At 37.8% G+C, this 18,734-nt stretch carries 16 protein-coding genes and 1 pseudogene; 7 read left to right on the plus strand and 10 right to left on the minus strand.

Annotation, left to right across the window (positions count from 1 at the left end; genetic code table 11):
- From C4E06_RS19345 to C4E06_RS19375, 8 genes and pseudogenes are all read right to left on the minus strand, one after another.
- A pseudogene (locus tag C4E06_RS19345) lies at positions 1–1,452 on the minus strand (arylsulfatase); the annotation flags it as partial.
- 281 nt (positions 1,453–1,733) lie between these two features.
- Complete coding sequence (locus tag C4E06_RS28195; protein ID WP_198648834.1) at positions 1,734–1,910, minus strand: hypothetical protein; 177 nt, start codon at positions 1,908–1,910, stop codon at positions 1,734–1,736.
- Positions 1,911–2,083: 173 nt separating this feature from the next.
- On the minus strand, positions 2,084–2,473 hold the full coding sequence (locus tag C4E06_RS19350) for a YidH family protein (protein ID WP_107669857.1): 390 nt from the start codon (positions 2,471–2,473) through the stop codon (positions 2,084–2,086).
- A 20-nt stretch (positions 2,474–2,493) separates the two neighbouring features.
- Positions 2,494–2,892, minus strand: coding sequence for a YidH family protein (locus tag C4E06_RS19355; protein WP_107669859.1), 399 nt, complete (start codon positions 2,890–2,892; stop codon positions 2,494–2,496).
- Positions 2,893–2,906: 14 nt separating this feature from the next.
- Complete coding sequence (locus tag C4E06_RS19360; RefSeq protein ID WP_107669861.1) at positions 2,907–3,305, minus strand: YidH family protein; 399 nt, start codon at positions 3,303–3,305, stop codon at positions 2,907–2,909.
- Positions 3,306–3,325: 20 nt separating this feature from the next.
- Positions 3,326–4,675 (minus strand): DUF202 domain-containing protein, encoded by a 1,350-nt coding sequence (locus C4E06_RS19365; RefSeq protein WP_107669863.1) that lies wholly within the window; start codon positions 4,673–4,675, stop codon positions 3,326–3,328.
- Positions 4,676–5,176: 501 nt separating this feature from the next.
- Positions 5,177–6,526 carry a UDP-glucose/GDP-mannose dehydrogenase family protein gene (locus tag C4E06_RS19370; protein WP_107669865.1) on the minus strand — a complete coding sequence of 450 codons (1,350 nt, stop codon included), beginning with the start codon at positions 6,524–6,526 and terminating at the stop codon, positions 5,177–5,179.
- Positions 6,527–6,636: 110 nt separating this feature from the next.
- A complete protein-coding gene (locus C4E06_RS19375) occupies positions 6,637–7,572 on the minus strand; it encodes a UDP-glucuronic acid decarboxylase family protein (RefSeq protein WP_107669867.1) in 936 nt (311 codons plus the stop codon).
- Between the two features lie 298 nt (positions 7,573–7,870).
- On the opposite strand from C4E06_RS19375, the gene pyk reads away from it, so the two are divergent.
- The gene (pyk, locus tag C4E06_RS19380) at positions 7,871–9,649 is read left to right on the plus strand and encodes a pyruvate kinase (RefSeq protein ID WP_107669869.1); all 1,779 of its coding nucleotides are present in this window, start codon (positions 7,871–7,873) and stop codon (positions 9,647–9,649) included.
- A 52-nt stretch (positions 9,650–9,701) separates the two neighbouring features.
- Positions 9,702–10,085 carry a DUF4346 domain-containing protein gene (locus C4E06_RS19385; RefSeq protein ID WP_107669871.1) on the plus strand — a complete coding sequence of 128 codons (384 nt, stop codon included), beginning with the start codon at positions 9,702–9,704 and terminating at the stop codon, positions 10,083–10,085.
- A 69-nt stretch (positions 10,086–10,154) separates the two neighbouring features.
- On the opposite strand, the gene C4E06_RS19390 is transcribed toward C4E06_RS19385, so the two are convergent.
- Positions 10,155–10,751 carry a hypothetical protein gene (locus C4E06_RS19390; protein ID WP_107669916.1) on the minus strand — a complete coding sequence of 199 codons (597 nt, stop codon included), beginning with the start codon at positions 10,749–10,751 and terminating at the stop codon, positions 10,155–10,157.
- A 206-nt stretch (positions 10,752–10,957) separates the two neighbouring features.
- Between C4E06_RS19390 and C4E06_RS19395 the strand changes: the two genes are divergently transcribed.
- From C4E06_RS19395 to C4E06_RS19415, 5 genes are all read left to right on the plus strand, one after another.
- Positions 10,958–11,503 (plus strand): TIGR02281 family clan AA aspartic protease, encoded by a 546-nt coding sequence (locus C4E06_RS19395; RefSeq protein WP_107669873.1) that lies wholly within the window; start codon positions 10,958–10,960, stop codon positions 11,501–11,503.
- Between the two features lie 12 nt (positions 11,504–11,515).
- Positions 11,516–12,541 carry an ATP-binding protein gene (locus C4E06_RS19400; RefSeq protein ID WP_107669875.1) on the plus strand — a complete coding sequence of 342 codons (1,026 nt, stop codon included), beginning with the start codon at positions 11,516–11,518 and terminating at the stop codon, positions 12,539–12,541.
- A 68-nt stretch (positions 12,542–12,609) separates the two neighbouring features.
- The gene (locus C4E06_RS19405) at positions 12,610–13,992 is read left to right on the plus strand and encodes a HEAT repeat domain-containing protein (RefSeq protein ID WP_107669877.1); all 1,383 of its coding nucleotides are present in this window, start codon (positions 12,610–12,612) and stop codon (positions 13,990–13,992) included.
- 236 nt (positions 13,993–14,228) lie between these two features.
- A complete protein-coding gene (locus C4E06_RS19410) occupies positions 14,229–15,422 on the plus strand; it encodes a VWA-like domain-containing protein (protein WP_107669879.1) in 1,194 nt (397 codons plus the stop codon).
- Positions 15,423–15,656: 234 nt separating this feature from the next.
- Positions 15,657–17,336: a glycoside hydrolase family 10 protein gene (locus C4E06_RS19415; protein ID WP_107669881.1), complete on the plus strand. Its 1,680-nt coding sequence runs from the start codon at positions 15,657–15,659 to the stop codon at positions 17,334–17,336.
- On the opposite strand, the gene C4E06_RS28200 is transcribed toward C4E06_RS19415, so the two are convergent.
- Complete coding sequence (locus C4E06_RS28200) at positions 17,333–18,730, minus strand: amidohydrolase family protein (RefSeq protein WP_198648835.1); 1,398 nt, start codon at positions 18,728–18,730, stop codon at positions 17,333–17,335. The genes C4E06_RS19415 and C4E06_RS28200 overlap by 4 nt on opposite strands.
- Positions 18,731–18,734: the final 4 nt, after the last annotated feature.

Genomic DNA, 18,734 nt, shown 5'->3' on the forward strand with positions numbered 1-18,734 from the left:
TGATCAATGGTGAAACTAGCGGCTTCTTGACGGGGTGGATACTCCTTAAAGGTTTCAAGGAACTGACCCACATACCCTTGAGCCGGTAGTAACAAATAAGCGTGATCGAGATACCAGTCCCAATAGGTATTGGAGGTAAGCGTCGCTTTTTCGTAAGGGTCAGTGCGTAGGTTATATAACCAAGGAATACGAGTGGCCACAAACGGTTCACCCCAAAGGGCTAATGTTCCTTCTTTGCGTTGTTGAGCAAAGTGTACTTTCCAGTTATCGTAACGCAGGGCTAATAAGTCGCCATCGTCGGAAAAGTAAAAATACTCGTCTCTTGGGCTTTCTTCTGTTTCCCCCGTTAAATAGGGTAAGAAGTTGTAACCGTCGAGATGGACTTTATAATTTTTTCCGTCCGACTCGATAGCCTTTCAATAGTTTGTCTTTAACCTCAGTGTCACCGGCTGCAGCCAGTAATGTCGGCATCCAGTCTAGGTGAGAGACAATATCATTGGAAACCGTTCCCGGCTCAATATGTCCCGGCCAACGTATCATGAAGGGAACACGAAACGCTCCTTCCCAACCGGTATCTTTTTCTCCTCGGAAGGGGGTCATCGCAGCATCGGGCCAGGTATTCATGTGGGGGCCGTTATCGGTGCTATAAATAACGATAGTATTGTCTGTGAGTCCCGCTTCGTCTAATGCGTCTAAGATTTGACCAACATTTTTGTCGTGATCGATCATGGTGTCATGATAGGGAGACTGCCATCGTCCTGCTTGTCCTAAACTTTCGGGTTTGGTATGAGTGCGAAAGTGCATATGGGTGAAGTTTGTCCACATGAAAAAGGGTTCAGCAGCGTTGGCGTGTTTTTTGATGTATTCGACGGAACGGTTAGCGATGTCGTCATCAATGGTTTCCATACGCTTTTTGGTCAACGGGCCAGTGTCTTCGATGCGTCCATCGGCAAAACTATGAATGACACCGCGAGGACCATATTTTTTGCGAAACTCTGGAAAATCTTCGGGTGTGGGATAATCAGGGAGTTCGGGTTCTTCTTCTGCGTTTAAATGGTATAAGTTGCCGTAAAATTCATCAAACCCATGATTAGTGGGTAAAAATTTGTCTTTATCCCCTAAATGGTTTTTACCAAACTGAGCGGTATCATAACCTAAAGGCTTGAGCATTTCGGCAATGGTGGGATCTTCTTCCTGTAAACCAATATCGGCCCCAGGCATTCCCACTTTACTTAAACCGGTGCGAAAGACGCTTTGTCCGGTAATAAAGGCAGAACGGCCGGCGGTACAGCTTTGTTCGCCATAATAGTCGGTGAATAACATCCCTTCTTCGGCAACTCGGTCAATATTGGGGGTTTTAAAGCCCATGAGACCCCTAGTATAAATGCTAAGGTCACTCTGACCGATATCATCCCCCCAGATAACGACAATATTCGGTTTTCCTGTGGTCATGCTTTCAACTAATGCGGGTGCCGGTTCATAAACTTGTGCTACAGCAATATGACTGAAACATAAGCTATCAACTAACAAAAAAGTGAGACTTAAGGCGATCGCACATAAACTTTTTATTATTGGTTTAAGCGATCGCTTGACCTCTATAGATTTTCTAGTTTTCATCATAAAAAAGATTAAAAAGTGAATGCTTGCCCCTCAAAATAGCACACCTCAATCAATCTTCAAACTATTTTTTATAAAAGTATAATAACTAAGCAATTTTATTAACCTAAAATTAACTAAAAATGAAAACTTCCTGATAAAAAGGGATCATTCAGATTTTCTTCAAAACTTGAGGCAGATGACTTAAAAGATTGATCGGTTTCAGGTTCAAGGGCGTTAACTGAGATAGTTGATAATAAAACCAGACAAGAACTAATTAAAAAACTCTTAGAGATAAACTTATTGTAAATCATTTATTTTGATTAGTAAATTATTTTAAATTTAATGTAAATATAGCAATCAGGAATGATATATGAGAAGCAATTAAGACATAATAATATTATGTCTCTACAAGAGGAATTGGTAGGGGGTTAACAGTGTTAACCCCTTTCTCACAACTGAAATCTGATTGCTATATCATAGCTCATTATTTAATAAATGGACTAATAAGAATTCCCAAAAAAGCAATCATTCCTAAAAAAGCAAGAACATAAGCGACAATAAGAGTTGGTGATTTTCTAGACTGATAAAGTAAATCATTTTGTTGAATTCTCTTAAGTTGATGCCGATAATCAAAGGCAGCAGCTAATAAAGAAAAGGTTCCCAACGCAATAAAAGAAATACCTAAAATTCTCGATAATCGAATAGGGTTAGGAATTCCCCCTAAGTTTTGATTAAGAATAGAGACAATTCTTTCAATACCAAAACCAAAACTAATTAAAGTTAAAGAAGTACGAATCCAGGCCATTAAAGTCCTTTCTTGGGCTGCTCGATTCCGTTCTTTTGCTAGTTCTGTACCAGGATTAGGATTTTTCATTTTAATTAATAGTTAATCGTTTAACCAATACCCAAAAAAATGATTAATAAAGACATTAAACCAAAAATAATGATCGCTGAAACAACAATTATATTGAGATAGTGACTCGGATAAAAGAAATAATCATCTCGTTTAATTGATTGTACCTCAAAGTAATGTTGGATCATAGCAATGATTAACAAAACGATACCCATAGCAATTAAAACTAAACTAATATAATGGGCTGATTGTATGGTGATTAATGGACTTTTATCGGGAAATTTTTGTTGTAAAGCTTGGAAAATTTGGTCAATAGCAAATCCAAAGCCAATTAAAGTTAAACAGTTTTGTATCCAAGCTGTCATGGTTCTTTCTGCGGCTGCGCGATTCCGTTCTTTTGCTAATTCATTCGTTGGACCAATCATTTTATTTTGTGTCATAATTGTTCATGATTTTAATTAACAATAGCTTGTCTCCAAATTGTTAAAAAGATACTAATAGAAAGTATCACCAATATTCCAGACACGATTATACCTAAAGAGTATCGAGGGGTATAATAATAGTCAGGTTGTTGCAGACGCTTTATTTCATTTTGATAGTCAAAGGATGCCATAAATATGGTAAAAGTTCCTGTTCCTATAATCAATAAACTAAATAGTTTAACGAGAAAGATAGAGTCATTTGAATCAGTTTCTACTCCTACATAAAGTTGATTAACGGTTTGTTCTAATCCAAAACCAATCCCAATTAAAGCTACACTGGTGCGAATCCAAGCTAACAGAGTGCGATCGGCTGCAATACGGTTACGTTGTTTCGCTAATTCTGTTTGAAAATTAGGAGAATTATCACTCATTTTTGATTAGTTATTATTGATTAATTATTAATTTTATTTTTAATCCAAATGTTATAAGGTAAAGCAAAAATAGCCCCTAAAACTGCATAAGCAGCAATGCCAGGAATAGCATTGGTTGCCCCATTAATAATAGCAATATACAAGGCTAAACCCACATTACGAGCAATAGTAGCAGTAGCTAGGGTAGAACGACTTTCTACCTTATCATCCACTCCCCCTAATAAGTGACCAATTATTAACCCTAACATCACGATTAAAGCAATATCAACAATCGTTTTCCAACCGACTGAAGGAACAAGATTCAGACTAATTCCAAGGGAAAAAATAAGAACAAATAAGAACAAGGTATTAGCGACATTGAGTAATAAATCCCCAATTTCTTCACCCAACTCCGCCGATAGTTTCCGAATTAATAACCCCAGACTTAACGGTAATAATTGAACCGTTGCCACTTGTTTAGCCACTAAAAGAGAATCTATGGTTTCATTATTAGTAGAGAAAATCAATGAAAATAGAGACAAGATCAACGGGGTCACTATCACCGCTAATAATGATAAAATGACCTGTAAACTAGCAGCAAATCTAACATTTCCCCCTGACATAATAGTTCTTTTGGTTAATAGAGGGGGTGCCGGAGAAGCGGCTAAAAGGATTAAAGCGATCGCCGTATTTTTTCCTGGATTTAAAACTGATAAAATAACAGAAACCATCAAAGGAAAAATAACTAAAACCGATAACAAAGATTTCCCTAAAAATTGGGGATGGTTTTTCAGGGAAACCAAATCAGCTAAAGGGATTTTAACCCCCATCGTTAACATAATCAGAAATATATTTAAAGCAATTAAATTTTGAATAACTTGACTATCTAGGGTGAAAATTTCTGCTAAGTTAAAATCAACCGTTAATAAAGGAATAAAAGCGGCTAGGGCAATAAATAATAGAAGAATTCCCACCGTAAACCCTTGGGACCATCGGGGAACATATCGGTATTCTTCGGCTTCAATATTCTTAAGCGTCCGCCAATGAGTCACTAAAGAAGCAGCTAAGGCAAAGATTCCTAAACTCATCAGACTTAACCCTAACACCCGTTCTTCTGTTAAAGTATTAATGCCAGTTTTGGAGCCAGTTTTATTCAAATAGCTGAAAAAACGATCAATTCCAAAACCAAAGCTAATCATAGATAAGGAAGTGCGTATCCAGGCCATTAACGTCCTTTCTTGGGCAGCGCGGGTTCGTTCCCTAGCTAAATCAGTGCGAGTTTGGGCTAAAACGTTTCTTTGTACTGCTAAATCCGTTCGAGTGTGCGCCAAATCAGTGCGCTGCAGGGCAAGCTCATTATTATTGGGGATGTTATTTTCTAGTTCAGACATGGATTTGATGGGGTGATTTTCATCAATACTATAGTGCTACGCACGCTTGGAATGGGCAAGGATTCTCCCCCTATCAAAAGGGGGAGTTAGAGGGGGTGGCAAGGATTCTCCCCCTATCAAAAGGGGGAGTTAGAGGGGGTGCAATACTGCGTAGGTTTTGGATTTTGACTTTTCTTTAAAGTAAGCAGAGGAGCAGGGAGTAAGGAGCTTCGGAGATGGATTTTCGGTTTTCTCCCCCGCAAGAAAGCTCCCTTCTCCTCGCGCGTTCACGCTTGTCGGGGAACCCGACCGGGGTCGCTCGTCTCCCTTGCAGTTTCAACCAGGGTTTTGAGCTTAACCTGCGTAGTATTGAGAGGGGGTGGCAAGGGTAAGCTGTAAAAAGGTTTCAGGATTAGGAAATGTCCTAAACTGAATACGTAGGGCTATAAAAAAAATGAGTAGAATATCTTAGTAATAAACATATCCTACTCACTAACTTAATATTAAATAAAGAAAGATTAATTAACGTCCAATTCCCACATAATGGAAACCAGCCATTTCTAACTTCGAGCGATCTAAGAAATTACGACCATCAATAATCACAGGGTTAGCCATGACTTGAGCCATTTTTCCGTAATTAAGGCTTAAAAATTCCTTCCAATCGGTGACTAAAACCAACGCATCACAGCTATCGGCTAACATTTCTGCGTCTGTTTCAATGAGGACATTAGATAAACCGTGACTTAACCCAGATTGAGACACAATCGGGTCATACGCCTTAATTTTTGCACCGAGACGGTTTAACTGTTCGATGATGATTAAAGCCGGTGCATCGCGCATATCATCGGTATCAGGTTTAAAGGTTAATCCTAATAAACCGATGGTTTTTCCTTTGAGGATTTTTAATTCTTGTTGTAGTTTTTCAACGGCAATTAATCGCTGACGCTTGTTAACACTAACCGCAGCATTGAGTAATTCTGTCTCGTAATTGTAATCGTTAGCCGTATGAATTAAAGCGAGAACATCTTTCGGGAAACAAGATCCACCCCAACCGATACCGGCTTGTAAGAACTTGTTACCGATACGAGAATCTAAACCGATACCAGCGGCCACTTGAGTCACATCGGCCCCAACGCGATCGCAGATATTGGCCACTTCGTTGATAAAACTAATTTTAGTAGCTAAGAACGCATTGGCCGCATATTTGATCATTTCTGCCGAGTTTAAGTCCGTTACCACCACAGGAACGGGCGGTAAGCTTTGATCATCAGCAAACTTCCGGTCTACCAAAGGTTGATAAAGTTCTTGCATCATGGCGATCGCCTTATCATTGTTGCTACCGAGAACTATGCGATCGGGGTTAAAGGTATCATAAACGGCTGAACCTTCCCGTAAAAATTCCGGGTTACTAACCACATCAAACTCCACATGAGTCGGAGAGTCTTCCCGTTTAGCCAACCCATCCATAACAATCATTCTTACCCAGTCCCCGGAACCGATAGGAACGGTAGACTTATTAACAATGACCTTGTAACCACCGTTTAGATTTTCTCCGATACCTCGCGCCACTGCTTCAACGTAACGGGTATCGCTTTCACCGGTGGGTAAGGCAGGGGTTCCCACCGCAATAAAGAGGATTTCTCCGTGTTCAACACCGGCTGCTAAATCCGAGGTAAATTCTAAACGGCCTGATTCCATACAACTGTGCATTAATTCAGATAGGCCCGGTTCATAAATCGGAGACTGGCCCGACTTCATTAGTTTGACCTTTTCCTCATTATTATCGATACAAATAACATGATGGCCGATATGAGACAGACACACCCCAGTCACTAAGCCAACATAACCAGTTCCAATGACACAAACGCGCATAAACTTTATCCTCTAAATTTATATTGTTTAAAGCCAGACTTTCTAGGGATGATACAACAACATCATTTTATGAGTTAGAAGTCTTTTAAACTAAGCTATCAAAAGACAGTTTAACTATTTTTTGACACCCGTTCTGCAAAATCCTTAATAGCCAATTCTAAACCGTCTTTTAAAGCAATTGTCGGTTCCCAACCCAGATAAGTTTTTGCTTTTGTAATATCGGGTTGTCTTTGTTTAGGATCATCTTGGGGTAGAGGTTTATAAACTAACTCAGCGTCAGGATTAATCCTTCCTTGAATCATTTGAGCCAGTTCTAAAATCGTGTATTCCCCAGGGTTTCCTAAATTAACAGGTCCAATATAATCCCCATTCATCAGACGTATTAACCCTTCAACCAAATCAGAAACATAGCAAAAACTGCGGGTTTGAGAGCCATCCCCATAGATCGTTAAGGGTGTTCCTTTCAGGGCTTGTACGATAAAATTACTCACAACCCGACCATCATTTTCTAACATTCTCGGCCCGTAGGTATTAAAAATACGAGCGACTCGAATGTCGGTTTTATGTTCTCGATGATATTCAAACGCGAGGGTTTCAGCCACCCGTTTTCCTTCATCGTAACAAGCCCGTAACCCCGTACAACTAACGTTACCGCGATATTCTTCTGGTTGGGGATGAACATCGGGATCACCGTAGACTTCTGAGGTAGAAGCTAAGAGGATACGTGCATTCACTCGTTTAGCTAACCCCAACATATACAAGGTCCCTAACACATTAACTTTAATGGTTTTGACGGGATTATATTGATAATGAATCGGAGAAGCCGGACAAGCTAAATGATAAATTTGATCCACTTCTAAACGGATGGGTTCCGTAATATCGTGTCGGATCAATTCAAAATAAGGATTACCGAACCACTTAAGAATGTTCCGTTTGTGGCCGGTATAAAAGTTATCTAAACAGAGGACTTCGTGTCCCTGTGCCATCAAGCGATCAATGAGATGGGACCCAATGAAACCAGCACCACCCGTGACTAAGATTCTCATGCAGTCTACAAGTTCAAAGTTGAAATTAATATTAACTTACCCTTGGTTTGAGTTTTGGCCAACCCCTTGAGTTATTTATTTTGCTAGAGGATTCTAGTTTTTGAGGGTCGAGATTCCAATGATCCCTAAAAAAATAGCAAATTTTCTAACTCAAAGTAACCATTCATGAGATCCTAAGTAAAGACCCTATTTTGATAAATGTTCGTTATAGATATTGAATCAGAGGCTAAGATAGTCTCTTTTTGGTGACTTCTGACTTCTTGTATATTGATCGTTTCTCTCCTAAATTTAACTCCCTATGTCCTTTTCTTCTATGGCTCGCCGAACCAAAATCGTAGCAACTATCGGCCCTGCTACTCAAAATAAAGAAATTTTACGTCAATTAATTTTAGCCGGGGCGACAACCCTACGACTCAATTTTTCTCATGGTGATCATGACTATCATCAACATAGTATTCGCCTCATTCGTCAAACGGCTTTTGAGTTGAATCAACCGGTTGCCATTTTACAAGACTTACAAGGTCCCAAAATTCGTTTGGGTAAGTTTGTCAATGGACCGATTACTCTTAAACCGGGAGACCCTTTTATCTTGACCAGTCGTCAAGTTGAATGTAATCAAACCATTAGTTCTATCACCTACGAATACCTATCCGAAGAAGTGCCTGAACAAGCCAGAATTTTAATGGACGATGGCAAAGTCGAAATGAAGGTTGAACGAGTGGATAAAGAGCATAAAGACCTTCATTGTCGGGTTGTGGTTGGGGGTGTCCTATCCGATAGTAAAGGGGTCAACTTTCCAGGGGTTTATTTATCCGTTAAAGCCTTAACTGATAAAGATAAACAAGATTTGATGTTTGGTTTAGATCAAGGGGTGGACTGGATTGCTTTGAGTTTTGTGAGAAATCCTCAAGATATTCTTGAAATTAAAGAAATTATTGCTAATGCAGGAAAAAATGTGCCTGTCATCGCCAAAATAGAAAAACATGAGGCGATCGAAGATATGGAAGAAATTCTGGCTTTGTGTAACGGCGTTATGGTAGCCAGAGGAGACTTAGGGGTAGAATTACCTCCCGAAGATGTTCCTATTCTGCAAAAACGGTTAATTGCTACGGCCAATAAGTTGGGCATTCCTGTCATTACCGCCACGCAAATGTTGGACAGTATGGCCAGTAACCCTCGTCCTACCCGTGCTGAAGTGTCTGATGTGGCTAATGCTATCCTAGACGGCACTGATGCGGTCATGTTATCCAATGAAACCGCCGTCGGTAAATATCCCGTCGAAGCAGTGGCTACGATGGCCACCATTGCTGAACGCATTGAAAAGGAACCCACAACCACTAAAATGATATCCGAGGAAAAACAGTCGATTACCAATGCCATTTCTTCGGCGGTTAGTCATATTGCTCAAGAACTCAATGCAGCGGCCATCATGTCCTTGACAAAAACCGGTTCAACGGCGCGTAATGTCTCTAAATTCCGACCTCAAATCCCTATTTTAGCGGTGACTCCCCATGTGGATGTGGCGCGACAATTACAGTTAGTTTGGGGGGTTAAACCTTTATTGGTTCTGGATTTAGCCTCAGCGACTCAAACCTTCCAATCGGCCATTAATGTGGCTCAAGAAAATCATTTACTCAAAGATGGAGATTTAGTGGTAATGACCGCTGGAACCCTCCAAGGGGTGGCAGGGTCAACGGATTTGATTAAAGTCGAAATGGTCAAGGCTATCCTGGGAAAGGGGGTGGGCGTTGGCCAGGCTTCGGCGAGTGGACGAGCTAGAATCGGCCATCATGCCAGAGAATTAGGTAATTTTGAACCTGGGGATATTTTAGTGGTTCCTGGAACCAACGCCGAGTTTGTGGATATGATGCGTAAAGCGTCTGGGATTATTACCGAGGAATCCAGTTTAACCAGTCATGCTGCTGTGATTGGTTTACGGTTGGGGGTTCCTGTGATTGTGGGATTCAAAGAGGCAACCCAAACCATCCGACAAGGAGCAATTATTACGGTCGATGCTGAAAAAGGTTTTGTTTATTCAGGTATTGTTACCAGTAACAGTCATTATGGAGCAGTTTAATTTATCAATGAAGAATTAATAATTATTCGGTAAATCTACATCAAAAAATGTTATGAACGAATTAGCACAAACCATTAAAAAACTTGATGATCAACTCTCCAAACGTCCTATTGCTCTTGATCCAGGAGGATATTTTATTATTTATATCGACCGAGAAAATGAGCTTATTTGTGCTAAACATTTTACCAATATTATTAATGAAAAAGGACTAGCTGTTGACCCAGAAACCGGAGAAGTGATCGCAGCTAGGGGTAAAAGTAATCGCACTGCCCAAACCCTTTTTACTGGACGCAGTGCGAAAGAATTATGTATTAAAGTCATCGAAGAAAATCAACAGTGTCCCATCACAATGTTCGATCATGCTGCTTATTTAGGCCGAGAATTTATGAAGGCAGAAATGGCATTAATTCAGGGAACCGAATATATACAAGATTAACAATCAGTTATCAGTTATTCAGTGATCAGTGATAAATCAATTTAACTGATCACTGTTAACTGGTCACTGTCAACGTCTAGCAGCACAGTTATTTAAAGCTTGTAACACTTTATCGGGATGTTTTTCCATTAAAAAGGCCTCCCCTTCATAGGGTAAATCTTGGGGGTCATACAAATTTAACGTTTCCCAATCTGCTGACCCTAAACTGGCTAAAATAGAGCGAAAGGTAGAGGAATCAGCATTCATAATCGGCACAACGACTCCATTATCTAACCCGGCAGCACAATCTTGTACAACGTGCCAACTTTCATGGGCTAACGTTTCAATATAAAGGTTAAAATCCTGTCGATTATTTTGACACATGGTCATTCGATTATAATCAGGCTGATAATATCCTAATAAACCGGCTTCACAAGTTTCGTAACTAATAGAAATTCCTACATTTTTTAAAGCGGTGAAAAACTTCTGCTCATAAAAATTATAACGGTTGGAATCATCCCCAGATAAATCAACACAACCACCATTAGTAGTGATCATATAATTACCATAATCACAATTATTAAAATTACGGGAACTACTACGGGAATAATCTTGAGCAGTCGCTGAACCTGCCATAATTACACTAGCAGAAACAAAAGTGGTCAACAGGGTAAGAGTGATTTTCATTGGTTGATAAGGTCTAAAATAAAATTTATTATCAAGTATTCCCAAATCGCTGTTAAAAATTCTCCTTAAAAGCATGATTTTGATCACTGGTTAAATGTGATACTTATCACAGTCAAGCAATCATTATAAGATAACGTATTGTGTAAATTATCATTATGGTTTTGGGCATATTAAACCATAAACCCCTCTAGCAGTTATTGATTATTATGGCTATTAAACAAATTCTGAGTACCAGTATTGTCGTCACAGGGATGGTATTTGCTTCCTCTTTTGTGCCAACTCAAGCACAACAATCTTGTTTTTTGCAAGGGGCTAATGGGCAAAATATTGATCTCGGTCATCTTTGTGGGGGTGGCGGTTCTTCTAAACCTTCTGTATCCCCTCAAACTGGCGTATTTACGGTTCCTATCAAACGCAGACATTCTGGTATTCCTGTAGTAGATGTCACGTTTAATGGGCAACATACCTTTGAAATGTTGTTTGATACTGGGGCTAGTGGCATTACTATTAGCACGGATATGGCTGACGCGATGGGTTTAAAACCTCAAGCCGGCGCGTTTTCCCAAACCGCAGGGGGTGTGGTTCCTATTGGTTTAAGTACAGTATCTTCAGTTAAAGCAGGGGAACTCAGTTCGTCTAATCTACAGGTAGCTATTAACCCATCGTTACCCATTGGACTCTTGGGACAAAACTTTTATGGTCATTACGACGTAGTTATTAAAGAAACGACTATCGAACTACGCACCCGATAAGGCAACCGTAAAATGACCCCTACAGCCCTAAAAACCTATCTAGAAAGCCTTGTTACCCATAATCTTTACATTAGTACCATGATTTGGGGTGCGCCGGGTATTGGCAAGTCTAGCATTGTCTCTCAAGTTGCCCAGAATAATCAACTAGAGTTTATTGACCTACGCTTAAGTCAACTGGCCCCCACAGACTTAAGGGGTTTACCAGTTGCTATTGCCGAAACCAATAACTCCCCTCAAGGGTTATCAACTTGGTATCCCCCGGAGTTTCTCCCCAGAGAAGGGAAAGGTATTCTTTTCTTAGATGAACTTAATATGGCTCCTCCAGCTATGCAAGGGGTAGCGCAACAATTAATCTTAGATAGACAAGTGGGGGCGTATCAAGTGCCGGAGGGTTGGTTTATTTGGGCTGCAGGGAACCGTAAAGAGGACCGGGCTTCTGTGTTTGCCATGCCGTCTCCGTTAGCAAATCGTTTTTTGCATCTCAATGTAGCGGTCGATTTTGAGAGTTTTAAAGCCTATGCCTTATTAAATGACTTTCATGAACAAATTATTGCCTTTTTGTCCTATCGAACCCCTTTATTACACCATCTTGACCCTCAAAACGCTGCTTGGCCGTCTCCTCGTTCTTGGGAAATGGCCAGTTCTCTCCATCAGGTTAACTTAGATATTGCGCCGGCGGTAGGAGAAGCAGCAACAGCAGAGTTTAATGCGTTTGTTAGTTTATACAAAAATTTACCAGATCTTAGTGAAATTTTAGCCGGAAATGGTCAACATATTGCTTTTTCTTCTGAACCTTCGGTGCGTTATGCCACGACTATTGGGTTAACGGTGAGAGCAAAAGATGTTAATGAAGCTTACAATGGGTTTCGCTGGTTAACCGATAAAGCCACTGCTGAATGGGTACAACTCTATGCAACTGATTTATTTCGGCAACTACGGGTAAAAGGACAGTTAGGAAAATTAGCCCAACTGGTGCAAAAAGATAGTAAATTAAAGCAATTTTTCAAAGATTATCAAGAGTTAATGGGACTATTATAATTCTCCAATTTGTAGGGGCTTAATAATATTAAGCCCTTGAATTAATCATTATCAAGATTGATTTAATTATGAATGAAAATTTTTCTGTTTTAAAACAAGAAGCAATTAATGAAAACACTTCGCCGAAAAGATTAGCAGAATTAGCAAATATTCCAGAATTAGCTCATTTAGTTGCTCAAAATATTAATACTTCCCCAGAAACTTTAAATAAATTAGCAGAACATAATAATGAGAATATTCTCAAGGCTGTTGTTAGCAATCCAAATACACCAACAGAAATTTTAATAGAATTGGGTAGTAAATTTCCTCAAGAACTAGCCAATAATCCTATTATTGATTTTTGGTTATTAGAAGATAATAATCCTTTATTTGATCACAACAACTTCACAGTATTATTAGCTGAAAATCCCAATACTCCTATTAAACTATTAACAATATTAGCTGAAGCTTCAGATTATTGGATTCGTTCAGCAGTAGCTCTTAATTCTAATACACCTGTTAATGTATTAGAAAAACTAACTAATAGTCCTCGTAAAAATGTCTGCCATGCTGTAGCTTCTAATAAAAATACACCTATTAATTTATTAGAAAAACTAGCTAATAGTCCCGATGAAAATGTCCGTCGTCCTGTAGCTTCTCATGAAAATACACCTGCTAATCTATTAGAAAAACTAGCTACTGATCCCGATAAGAATGTTCGTCATGCTGTAGCTTCTAATAAAAATACACCTGCTAATCTATTAGAAAAACTAGCTACTGATCCCTACAGCTATGTTAATTGTGGTGTAGCTTCTAATAAGAATATACCTGCTAATCTATTAGAAAAACTAGCTACTGATCCCGATGAGAATGTTCGTCATGCTGTAGGTACTAATGAAAATACACCTGTTAGTTTATTAGAAAAACTAGCTGATAGTCTCGATGAGTATGTTTGTCATGCTGTAGCTACTAATAAAAATACACCTGCTAGTGTATTAGAAAAACTAGCTAATAATCCCGATAATAATGTTCGTCATGCTGTAGCTGCTAATAAAAATACACCTGCTAGTGTATTAGAAAAACTAGCTACTGATCCTGATAAGTATGTTCGTAATTATGTTGCGACTCACGAAAATACACCTCTTAAAGTCTTAGAAAAATTAGCCTTTGATCCTTATAAGTATATTCGTTACGATATAGCTTGTCTTGAAAAGACACCTGTTAAAATTCTAGAAAAATTAGCTAATGATCAAGATAATAGTATTCGTCAAAGGATCGCTGATCACCAAAATACGCCTATTAGTATTTTAGAAAAATTAGCAACTGATTCCGATAAGAATGTTCGCTATTCAGTTGCTTATAACAAGAATACACCCGTTAAAATTTTAGAAAAATTAGTTAACGATCTTGACGAATCAGTATCTATAACTGCTCAAAAAAATCTAGAATCTTATAGAGATAAGATTACATAAAAAAGTCTAAAAATATATAAAAGTGTATCATAAAATACTAACACCAGTTCTCAGAAATAACTAGAAAGATTGCTTCGGGGTATTTTTAGTAAAAGTCAAAGCTTACTGTTTATCTTACCCCTCGCAATGACGACTTAAGTTCCTAATAAGTTTTGAGAATTGATATAATTGTGTAATCTGTAAGTAAATCTTAACCTAAAAATTAATAATAAATTGCTTATTTAAACTTTACTAAAATGACTGAAAACTTTGAAAAAATCATTAGTGCATCTCGTCTTAGAGTTCGCATGAAATCACCTTTCTTTGCTACTTTGTCACTCTTTGCTAATTATAGACCTTCTTATTGTATTGCTACTGCTGCAACCGATGGCAAAGATATCTATTTTAACCCTGATTTTCTATTATCTTTACCCAAAGCACAACAAGACGGATTACTATTACACGAATTACTTCATGCTGCTTTACTACATAATATGAGAAAAGGACATAGAGAAGCTAATCTATGGAATATTGCTGCTGATATTGTTGTTAATGAGTTGATTGTTGAACAAGGGTTATTTGAATTACCAGAAGAAAGCATTCGTAAACCTGAATGGGAAAAAATGAGCGTTGAAGAAATCTATGATTTATTACTTAAAAATTCTTATGATTGCAAATTACCTAACCCTGATTTATTATCCCAACCTCCTGAAGACTGTCAAGGTGATGGTTCAAGTCATTCTAAAGATTCTGGACAAGAAAATAATAATACAAAAAGTAATCAATTGGATAGTTTAAATCAAGCACAAAAAGAACAATTAAAGTCACACTGGAATAATGCTATGCAACAAGCAACTTTAATTCAAAGAACAAAAAATCAAGGAATATTACCAGCAGGAATTGAAAGACAATTACAAGAAATCTCTCAATCGCAAATTGATTGGCGTAGTTATTTATGGAGATATTTAGTACAAACTCCTACTGATTTTCAAGGTTACGATCGCCGTTTTATTAGTCGAGGTTTATATTTAGATACGGTAGCAGGGGAATCGGTTCAAGTCTTTGTTTGTGTTGATACCAGTGGTTCTATTGGTGATCAAGAATTACACTTATTTTTAAGTGAAGTTGTAGGAATTTTAGGGTCATATCCTCATGTTAAATGTGAATTATATTATGCTGATGCAGATGTTTATGGACCTTTTTCTCTTACTTTAAATCAAACCATTCCTAAACCTCAAGGGGGTGGAGGAACCTCTTTTATTCCCTTCTTTGAAAAAGTAGAAAAAGATCGCGATCCTAACCTAGAAGGTGTTTGTGTTTATTTAACCGATGGTTATGGAACATTTCCTAATAGTAAACCTGAGTTACCGACGCTTTGGGTAATTACTCCAGGAGGACTAAACTTAAATGAAATTCCTTTTGGTGAAGCAGTTAAACTCTATGTTAATTAACTATAAAATCTATTCGTTTTTTCTAGTTAAGGAGAGTCAAAACAATCTTAACCCTTTTTAATAGGGGAAAAATTTTATCAATAAGCAAGGACTAAAGAACTTTCTGACATATAGCGACGCTTTTATGTGTATGTAATTAACAATAAGAAACTTAAATTATGATAATTATCCCATTTACATTAATATGATCGCTAAACTATAGAATAATTCGACTCACACTTATATTACCTGCTTATGAGATGGTCTATTTTTAATCAAATTTGGCAATCTATTTTTAAATCTCGCTTTTTACAATTATTTTTAGCTACTTTTTTCAGTGTTCTATTACTCAGTCATCCTTTATTTGCTTTTTCTCCTCCTAAAACAGAAATTCGAGGCGTTTGGTTAACCACCAACGACACCGAGACGTTACTGGACCAACCCAAACTAGAAGAAGCGATTGCTCAATTATCCCGTCTTAATTTTAATACAGTGTATCCGGTGGTCTGGAATTCCGGTTATACTCTATATCCTAGTGCGATCGCAGAAAGAGAGGGAATACAACCTTTTGTTCATAAGGGTTTTCAAGGACAAGATCCCTTGACAGATTTAATCGCCAAAGCACACGCTAAAGACTTATTAGTGTTACCCTGGTTTGAATTTGGGTTTATGGCCCCACCCAGTTCAGAATTAGCCAAAAAACACCCTCAATGGTTGACTCAGAAACGAGACGGTACTCAAACCACCATCAGCGCAGCTGGCGAGGTAGTATGGTTGAACCCCTTTCGTCCCGATGTGCAGAAATTTATTACTTCTTTAGTGATGGAAGTGATGGACTTATATGATGTGGATGGGATTCAATTTGATGATCATTTAAGCTTACCTAGTGAATTAGGTTACGATCAATTTACAGTTAATTTATATAAAAAAGAAACAGAAAAAGATCCCCCTGCTAACCACGAAGATCCGGCTTGGTTAAAATGGCGCGCTGATAAATTAACAGCCTATGTTTCTCAATTGAATCAAGCGATAAAAGCCAAGAAAAGTAATGCTATTTTTTCCGTTTCTCCTAACCCTTATGATACCGCTTATCAAGGTGCTTTACAAGATTGGTTTACTTGGGTAAAACAGGATCTTGTAGATGAAATCGTTGTCCAAGTTTATCGGCCAGATTTAGAGAGTTTTGTTAGACAAATAGAAAAACCAGAAATTAAAGAAACAAGGCAAAAAATACCCACAGGTATTGGTATTTTAACAGGGTTAAGAAATCGACAAATTGATATGGACTTTATACAACAAAAAGTTTTAGCAGCGAAACAAAATGGGTTAGGGGTTTCTTTCTTTTTTTATGATAGTTTATGGAATTATGCACCAGAATCTAAAGTAGAAAGACAAGAGAAATTTTTAGCCTTATTTCCCTATCCTGCTGAGAGAAAATTAGAAACCCTTCCCCCTTCACCTCCACCCCTACCCTTACCGACTCTAGAAACACCTGGAATTCCAGAAAATACCACTAGAGTTGATGAATTTCAACCTTATCAAATCCCCAGAAATGAAAACTTTGATCCTTATAACCAAGTTCCGGGGGGAAGTCAAAATAATCCGTCTAACCCACCTCAAGAAATTATTGTTCCTGTGGAAAATAATATACCTAATCAACCAGAAAATAATACTATTCCAGTTGAAACAAATGTTCCCAACCAACCCCAAGAAAATAACACACCAGCAGAAACAAATAGTCCTAATTTACCTCCACCAATTATTATTCCAGTTGAAACAGCTACCCCTAATGAAGCAGTAGAAACTGTACCAGAATTTGAAGATAATCCTCCTTATCAACCATCAGAAGAAATTCCTTTTGATGAAGATTTTACCCCTTATCAACCCCCAGAAAATATGCCTATAGTTGATGAGATGAAACCCTATGAACCTTAATCTTTTATGGACATAATAATATCAGCTAAAGCTTGATTGAGATCAGCTTCATTTAGGGTTTGACATTGCCCATCAATAATAACCCATTTTCCAGCTACCATAACGGATTTTACTTGTTGTTTAGAAAGCCAACGTAAAAGCTTAGAATTATGACAAAATCCTCTTTGTCTTAAGGGTATTTGCTGATAATCAATAAGAACTAAATCAGCTAAATTACCTTTCTTTAGTTGTCCTATATTAACATTGTTTCCTAATGTTATTTCTACGCCTTTCTGAGTTGCCATTGCCCAAATTTCTTCAGGTTTAATGGTAGTAGAGTTCATTCCTGGTTGATTAATTAATGTCCAAGCTAAACGCATTTCTCTTAAAAAATCTTGGTCATCATCTAACCCTAAACCATCTAATCCAATGCCAACAGAAATATTATTTGTTAACATTTTAGCAATAGGCGCAATACCACTTCTTAGACGAAGATTACTGCTAGGATTATGAACTATTTTAACATTTTTATTGGCTAAAATAGACAAATCTGATTCATCAATCCACACCATATGAGCGCAGGTTAACCAATGTCCTAAAACCCCTAATTTTTCTAGATGTTTAACAAAACTTTTACCCCAACATTCATAAGCATATTGACGTTGATATTGAGTTTCTAACAGGTGCATTTGCACTTTAGTATTGTGTTTTTTTGCCCATTCAACTGCTTCAATCATTAACTGATCACTACACCATTGTCCACCAGCCGGACTTACTTGAATTTTAACTTGATGATTGATAGTGTCATGATAATTATTAAATAATTGACTACAAATATCAAAATAATCTTGATTAGAAATTGGGGGAGTGTTTTGATATTTTTCAAAGTGTTGTAATAAAGAGGGAGATAAACAACTTAACACCTGATCTTTGTTAGTATAATCTAATAAATTTTGATCAACAATAGGAGGATGAAAAGCGACACGAATACCAGCATTTTGATAACCTTTAATGGTGTCTGAAGCTTCTTGATACAGGTTATCCCAATTTCTAGGATTATGACTGTGGGAAACAGTTGTTACTCCTGATTTTAATAATGTAATTCCTTCAATACTGGCAGCTAAATAAGGATCAATATTAGGCAATTTTTCTAACTGTAATAACCATAATTCTAACCAACTATCATCAATATTAAATCCCACGGGACTAATAACACGGCCATGATCATGGCTATTAACTAAACCAGGAATTAATAATAAGTTTTCTCCTCCAATAATATCAGTGTCAGGATATCGTTTTTTTAAGTTTTCAAACCTATCGACATCAATAATAACTTGTCCTTCAATATAAACCCCCCAATGGGTTAAAAACTGATCATTAATGAGAGTAATTCCTCCCCAGATAATTTGTTTCATTATT

The sequence above is a fragment of the Cyanothece sp. BG0011 genome (genome assembly GCF_003013815.1).
Taxonomy (GTDB): Bacteria; Cyanobacteriota; Cyanobacteriia; order Cyanobacteriales; family Microcystaceae; genus Crocosphaera.